The sequence below is a fragment of the Streptomyces sp. NPDC034085 genome (assembly GCF_055575555.1).
On record NZ_JBVISL010000012.1, the window covers coordinates 191134 to 197974 of the forward strand.

The 6841-nt window shown below is 75.6% G+C and carries 3 protein-coding genes; 2 read left to right on the forward strand and 1 reads right to left on the reverse strand.

Annotated features, from left to right (window positions below; genetic code table 11):
* Nucleotides 1-128 precede the first annotated feature (128 nt).
* Nucleotides 129-980 (forward strand): SDR family oxidoreductase, encoded by an 852-nt coding sequence (locus ACZ501_RS31120; protein ID WP_361611340.1) that lies wholly within the window; start codon nucleotides 129-131, stop codon nucleotides 978-980.
* A gap of 211 nt (nucleotides 981-1191) precedes the next feature.
* The gene (locus tag ACZ501_RS31125) at nucleotides 1192-1959 is read left to right on the forward strand and encodes an NPP1 family protein (protein ID WP_468799909.1); all 768 of its coding nucleotides are present in this window, start codon (nucleotides 1192-1194) and stop codon (nucleotides 1957-1959) included.
* A gap of 31 nt (nucleotides 1960-1990) precedes the next feature.
* Here the strand turns inward: ACZ501_RS31125 and ACZ501_RS31130 are convergent, their stop codons facing one another.
* Entirely contained in the window at nucleotides 1991-6628 is a 4638-nt protein-coding gene (locus ACZ501_RS31130; protein ID WP_468799911.1) for a HEAT repeat domain-containing protein, read from the reverse strand.
* Nucleotides 6629-6841: the final 213 nt, after the last annotated feature.

Below are 6841 nucleotides of genomic sequence, written 5' to 3' on the forward strand. Positions count from 1 at the left end.
CCCCGTGGTGGGAACCCGTGCGCACGTCGGGCGACGCGCGGGGGCGCATACCGGGCGGCACGGACGGACAGGGGCACGGTAGGACGGACATCCGTCCGTTCCGTTCCCACTGTTCAGAAAGAGGGCTCATGTCCGCACCCGGCGCAGACACGGCAGGCCAGAGCGGCGCGGCCGCGGCGAAGGCGGATTCCCCTCCCGGGGTGGCCGTGGTCACCGGTGCGGATTCCGGTATCGGGCGCGCGGCAGCCGTCCGGCTGGCGGCCGCCGGCATGGATGTCGGCATCACCTGGCACCGGGACGAGGAAGGCGCCCGGGCGACCGCGGAGGAGGTCCGCGCCGCGGGGCGGCGCGCGTCCGTGGCCCGCCTCGACCTGACCGACCTGCCGGCCGCCGCCGACGTCGTCGACCGCCTCGCGGACGAACTCGGCCGGATCGACGTCCTGGTCAACAACGCGGGTACCGGTACGGCCGAACCCTTCCTCGACATCGGTCTCGAGCGGCTCAGGGCCGTCCTCGACGTCGACCTGGTCGGCCCGTTCCTGTGCTCCCAGCGCGCCGCGCGCCGCATGATCGCCCAGGGCGGCGGGGGGCGGATCGTCAACGTCACCTCGGTCCACGAGCACCAGCCGCGGGTCGGTGCGGCGCCGTACTGCGCCGCCAAGGGCGGGCTCGGGCTGCTCACCCAGGTGATGGCGCTGGAGCTGGCCGAGCACGGCATCACCGTCAACGCGGTCGCCCCCGGCGAGATCGCCACCCCGATGACCGGTCAGGAGGACGAGGACGTGCACCGGGTGGAGCGGCCGGGGGTGCCGCTGGGCCGGCCCGGGGACGCCCGCGAGGTCGCGGCGGTCATCGCCTTCCTGGCCGGTGCGGACGCCGGCTACGTCACCGGAGCCTCCTGGGCCGTGGACGGCGGCATGCTCCGCATGGGCCCGATGGCCGGATCCCACCTGACGACGGACGACTGGCGGCGGCCGTAGGCCGTGCCGTAGCGCGTGTCGTAGGCCGCGCCGTAGTGCGTGTCGTCAACGAGCTTGCACCACAGGCGTGTTGCCCCTGACGGCCGTGCGGTGAAGAAGCCGTGTCGGGACTCTTGCCGTGCCGTCGGGGTTCGCGAATGATGCTCCCGGCGCGCCCGCCGCTCCGGCCGGGGCCGCGTTCACGCGAACCCCGACCGGGCGGAGGCCTGTTGTGCGGACGAGTCATCACGTCTGGAGATCATCCTTCGTCGTCGGCGCCGCCCTCGCGCTGGTCGTCGCCCTCCCCCAGGCGGCCTTCGCGGCTCCTCCCCCGGCGCTCCCCGTCAACGCCGAGGCCGTCGAGCTGGCCTTCCAGCCGGCGTACGACTACGACACCGACGGCTGCTACCCGACGCCCGCAATAGGCCCCACCGGAGTCCTCAACGGCGGCCTCAGCCCCACCGGCGCCCTCAACGGCAACTGCCGCGACGCCTCCGACCTCGCCAACACCAACGGCTACTCCCGCGCCACCTGCAACAACGGCTGGTGCGCCGTGATGTACGCCCTGTACTTCGAGAAGGACCAGGCCATACCCGGCATCAGCCTCGGCGGCCACCGCCACGACTGGGAGCACGTGGTGGTGTGGATCCAGGGCGGCGAGGCGAAGTACGTCGCCACCTCCGCCCACGGCGACTTCACCCTCCACACGCGGGACGGGATCCGCTGGGACGGCACCCACCCCAAGATCGTCTACCACAAGGACGGCGTCGGTACGCACTGCTTCCGTGCCGCGAACACCAACGACGAGCCGCCCGAGAACCACCGGAGCGCCTGGCAGTTCCCCGCCCTCGTCGGCTGGACGGGCTACCCCGCGACGCTGCGGGACAAGCTGAGCCAGGCGGACTTCGGCAGTGCGCACTTCGGCCTGAAGGACGGGTCCTTCTCCGCCCACCTCGCCGAGGCCAAACCGGCGGGCATCCCCTTCGACCCGTACCGGTAACCGCGTCGACCCGTACGGACGCAGGAGGGTGTCACCGCCCGTCGCCGGAGGGCCGCGCTGACACCCCCTGGGTGATCTGTTCCAGAATCGCGGTGTAGAGGGGCCGTTTGTCGGGACGGACGTGGGCCGCAGCTCGTCGGAGAGCGGGGACCGCCGGCCCGCCCATGGCGACGAGCCCCTCGGCCGCGGCCTTGCGGACGGCGGGCCGGGCGTGCTCCAGCATCGCGGTCACGGCGGGGGCCGCCGGCGCCCAGGCAGCGTGGCAGAGGGTGCGGACGGCCGTCCGGACCAGGTCGGGCTGGGGGTCGTCCAGCAGGATCGACGTGTGCTCCAGGTAGGTCCGCCGGTCCAGCATGACCCGCGAGGTGCGGTGCGCGTGCAGGCGGATCCCGGGCTTGGGGTGACGCAGCAACCCGGCGAGCACGTCCCGCAGCCCGGGATCGTGGTCCGGGTGGGGGCCGCTGTGCCCCTCGGCCAGCCGCGTGAGCGCCCGGCGTATCCGCGCGGGGTCGCCGGTGCGGGCCTGCTCCAGCAGTTCCTGCCGGGAGGGCGGTGCCGGCGTTCCCGCGGACGCTGCCGGGAGACGGCCGCGGAGCGCCGCCAGCACGGCGGCGTCCTGCCGTACGGAGTCCGTGCTGCGCAACGGGCCGTCGACGAGGAGCAGCCCGTCCGCGAGGTCGTCGCGTCCTTCGGCGGACAGCCGCCGACGGGTCCGCGCCAGCGCGGGGGTGCGCAGCAGGGGACGCCCTCGCAGCAGGTCGAGGAACCCCCACGCGCCGGCGGCGAGACGGTCGCCGAGGTGTTCGGCCAGGACGTCCGCCGGGACGAGGCGCAGCGCCCGCCCGACCGCGGAGCGGGTCGCCGGCGGATCGTGCTCCCACCACTCCAGCAGCAGCGGGACCAGTCGTACGAGCTCCTGCGGATCGAGCCGGCCTGCCACGGCGGCCACCCTGTCGTGGCGGATGCCGTCCGCGCGGAGCTCCTGCTCGCCGATGGCGCCCAGGGCGCGGGCCAGGCCGGCGCCGACGGGCACCTCGACGCGGCCGTGCAGGAACGCCCGGAGCACGGGCAGACCGGCCTCGGGCTCGGGCCAGTGGGAGAGCGTCAGGGCCGCGGTGTGCCGGCGGTCCGGGTCGGACGACCGCAGCATGGCCAGCAGACGGTCCCGCAGCGCGGTCGACCGGGGCTGGTCGAGGTCGTCGGCGTGCACGGTCCTCGGCTGCGGCGCCGGCGCGCGGGTGCTCTCGGTGATCGTCCACGGTGGGGCGTCGAGGGGCTGAAGGTCCGTCATCCAGTCGATGAGCAGCGTGCGGACCTCGGGGTCGGCGGTGGCGTGGGTCTCGATCAGCGCGGCCAGCCGGTGGCGGGAGCCGGGGAGGGCGTCGTGCTGCCGGCACGTCTCGCGGAACGCGCGCAGGGCGCTCGGTGTGCGCGCGGCGGCGTGGAGCGCGGCTCGCCACGCCTCCGCACCGGCCCCGGCCGGTGAGGGCGGCGGGGCGGCGAACGCGTCCCGCAGCACATCGGTCTCGGCCCGCCACGGGTCGGCGCCCAGCCGGGCCGAGGCGAGGGCCCGTTCGAGGTCGGCGCGGACCAGCACCGCGCCGAGGCCGCGGAGCAGCCTCAGGACGGGCAGGCCTGCCCCGGCTGCCGGGGGCAGCGCGCGTACCGCGTCGGCGACCGCCTGCTTCTCGACCGCCGGCAGGAACACCGCCGCCGCTTCCAGTACGGCGATGCGACCGTTGCGGTCTTCGAGGGGGGCTTCGGCGAGTCCGTCGAGCAGGAGCCCCGCCGACCGGGCGAAGAGCGCCAGTTCCCCGCTGGTCCACGGTGCGGGGCAGAGCCGGAGCACGAGCCGCAGTACGCGGTTGCGGGCGGCGGCTTCGGAGCGGGCGAGGCGGAGCCAGTCCGCGAGCAGGGGGCGCAGCTCCCGCAGCCGGGTGGGGTGCGGGAGGTCGCGGCTTTCGGCGATGCGCAGCGCGACGGCCGGGCTCCAGCCCCGCGTCGTCAGCGACTCGACGCCGGGGTCCGTTGAGGCGTCCGCCGCCGGCCGGGGCGCGGCGGGGACGGCGATCGCGTGCCGGGACATGGCCGTCGCCAGGTCCGCGACCGTCCCGGCGGCGAGACCGACCCGGCCGGCCGCCACCAGGGCGAGCAGGGGCGCCGCCACCGGTGACCCCTGCTCGTCCAAGGCGAGGATCGAGCGCGCGGTCAGGGTTCCGTCGAGGGCCGCCAGCAGCAGGTCGCGGGCGCGGGCGTCTTCGCTGCGTCCGGCGGCGGCGAGGACGGTCGCGGCGTACGCGTCGCCGAGGACGGCGCGCAGCGCCTCGGTGATCGTGCCGCGCAGTCCCGGATTGTCGTGGTGCCCGAGCTGGTGGAGCAGTGCCGGTACGGCCGGGGGCGCGCCCGCGCGGATGAGGCTCTCCGCGGCGGTCTTCTTGATGTTCATGTTCGGATGGGCGAGACATGCGGCGATCGCGGCGGAGGCCCAGCGGGCCCGCGCGTGGCCGAGGGCGAGCAGGGCCTGGCGGACGGTCTGGATGTCCCGTGCGGTGGTCAGCGCGATCAGGGTCGCCGACAGGGCCTGGGCGTCGTCCCCCGTGGTGTCGCGGGCGAGCAGTGCGATCGCGTGCTTGCGGACGTGCCGGTCCCGGTGGCGCACCAGGCGGTGGGTCCGCGCGCGGGTGCGTGCGTAGGGGGCCCGGAGCAGGAGTTCGAGGAGGATCGTCTGCTCGCGTGCCGACAGTCCGGGCCGGTCCAGCAGGTCCAGCGCCATGCTCGCGACGAGTGCGTACCCGGCCTCTCGCGGGGTCGCCGCGTCGAGGAGGCAGGTCGGCCTGATCCGTCGCCGCTCGTGCAGGCGCCGCCCGAGGCCGTGGACGGCGTCCAGGACGTCCTGCGGTATGGCCGGCTCCCCGGCCGGCTGTCCGCGTTCGGGGTGCGGGGCGGCTCCGTCCGCGTCCCAGGACGCGGCCAGTTCGGAGACGACGCGCAGGAGGAGGTCCTCGATGACCGCGAGGGTGCCGGCGCCGCCGTGGGCGGCCAGTCTGCACAGTGCTGTCGCCGGCTGGTCCGGGTCCAGGTGGGAGCCGAGGAGCGCCAGTTCCCGCTCGTCGGGTCCGCCGAGGTCCGCCGCGATGCGGGCGGGCAGATCGGCCGGGTCGAGACGGACGAGGAGGGCACGCCGCCGGGACGGGTCGTCGGTCAGGTGCCACAGCACCTCGAGCGCGGTGTTCCGCACGGCCCGCAGGTGCGGTGCGATCACGCCCGCGCCCGTCCCCGCGGTAAGGCCGAACCCGTCCTCCAGGGCGGTGACCGTCCGGTGTCCGCCGAGGGCCTCCAGGGCGTGCAGAGCCGCGGTGGGCGCCGAGGGCAGGAGGGCGAGCACGGCCTCTTCGGCCTCCGTATGGCGCAGCACGCGGAGGGCGTCGAGGAAGGGCGCGGGTGCCGGCGCCGAAGGAAGGAGCCGGGTGATCACGTCCCCGATGGGCAGCTCCCCGTCCCCCTGGCCGGCCAGGGCGGTCAGCAGGGTGAGCCGCCGCGGCCAGCTCGGATCGTCGGCGGGAGCGTCCACCAGGACGCGGAACACCGTCTGGCGGCAGGTGAACAGGATCGTCGCGACCTCGTCCGCCGGGATCGAGTGATCGGCGAGTGCCAGGCCGATGACGGACGGGACGTGCGGACCGTCCGCGAAGTGGCCGCGCCGGTGGAGGCCGCGCAGGCACGTGACCGCCGGGCCGCCGAACAGCAGGGGGTCGCGCGCTGCGAGGGCGGTCAGCTCGCCGATGTCCCCGCGCTCGGCCAGGTCGCCGAGCAGTTCCATCCCCCGCCGGCGCGGGCCCGGCGGCAGGTCCGGATCCGCGACGACCTGCCACAGCAGCCGGGGGTGCCCGTGGCGGGCCGCGGCCGTGAGGGCGGCTTCGGCCGCTCCGGGCCGTGTTCTCACCGCGTCGGCGGAGAGCATCGGGGCCAGGGTCTTCGCCGGCAGGGGGTCCAACGCCGCCCACGGTTCGCCGAGTTCTTCCAGGGCGGCGGTGACGACGTCCACGCTGCCGGCACCGAGCAGGCTGATCAGGTGGGCGCGGACCGGGGCGGGAGCCAGCAGACCGGCGTGCAGTCCCTGCCGGGCCAGCCGTAGCGCTTCGGCCTGCAACACCCCGTCACCGCTGTCCACCAGTTCGCTCACGAGCCGCGCGGGGCGGTGGGCGCGGGCGATGTCCGTTTCCCGTACGACCTGGTAGAGCAGTTCGCCGGGCGTCTCCTGCCGCAGCACCGTCGGGTCGTTCAGGAGCTCGGCTCGCAGCCAGGCGATCCGTACGCGGGCCGGCAGGCCGGCGTCGCGCCATGGCGGCCGGGGCGCCCCCGGGCGGTGGGGCCCCAGTCGTTCGTGGAGGCGGGCCAGGACGAGTTCCGCCTCCGGCGGTCCCTCTGTCGACAGAGGGAGCAGTGCGGCGAGTTCGGCCGTCTCGGGCGCGTCGGCGGTGTGGTGGCCCACGGCGACGCGCTCGGCCAGGAGCGCCAGCCCCAGGTGCCGCACGCGGGAATCCCCGTGACGGATGAGACGTCCGAGGACGGCCGGCGGGCAGAGACGGGCGTCGACGTGCCTCGACAGCCAGCCGACGTCGGCTCGGCGCAGTGCGTCGCGGAAGGAAGTGTCGGCCGGTGTCACCATCGTCGGATGCTAGCCGGGGCGTCGGCGGCCCCACCACCGTGATCGGTCCGGTGCGGGGCCCGCGGCCGCGGGCGGCGTGGCGCGGCGGGGATGCACCGCCGGATCGGCGGGGTGGGATGCGGAAGGCCCCGGTGGCCGGCCTGGTGGGGCCGGCCACCGGGGCCTTCGGGTGCACGCTGTGCTGTCGTGCCGTGTTGCTGGGGGTGTGGCCGC

What these genes read in the sequence shown, in the direction of transcription:
- ACZ501_RS31130 (WP_468799911.1), bottom strand. Translation starts at nt 6,628, where the DNA reads ATGGTGACACCGGCCGACACTTCCTTCCGCGACGCACTGCGCCGAGCC.
- ACZ501_RS31120 (WP_361611340.1), top strand. Translation starts at nt 129, where the DNA reads ATGTCCGCACCCGGCGCAGACACGGCAGGCCAGAGCGGCGCGGCCGCG.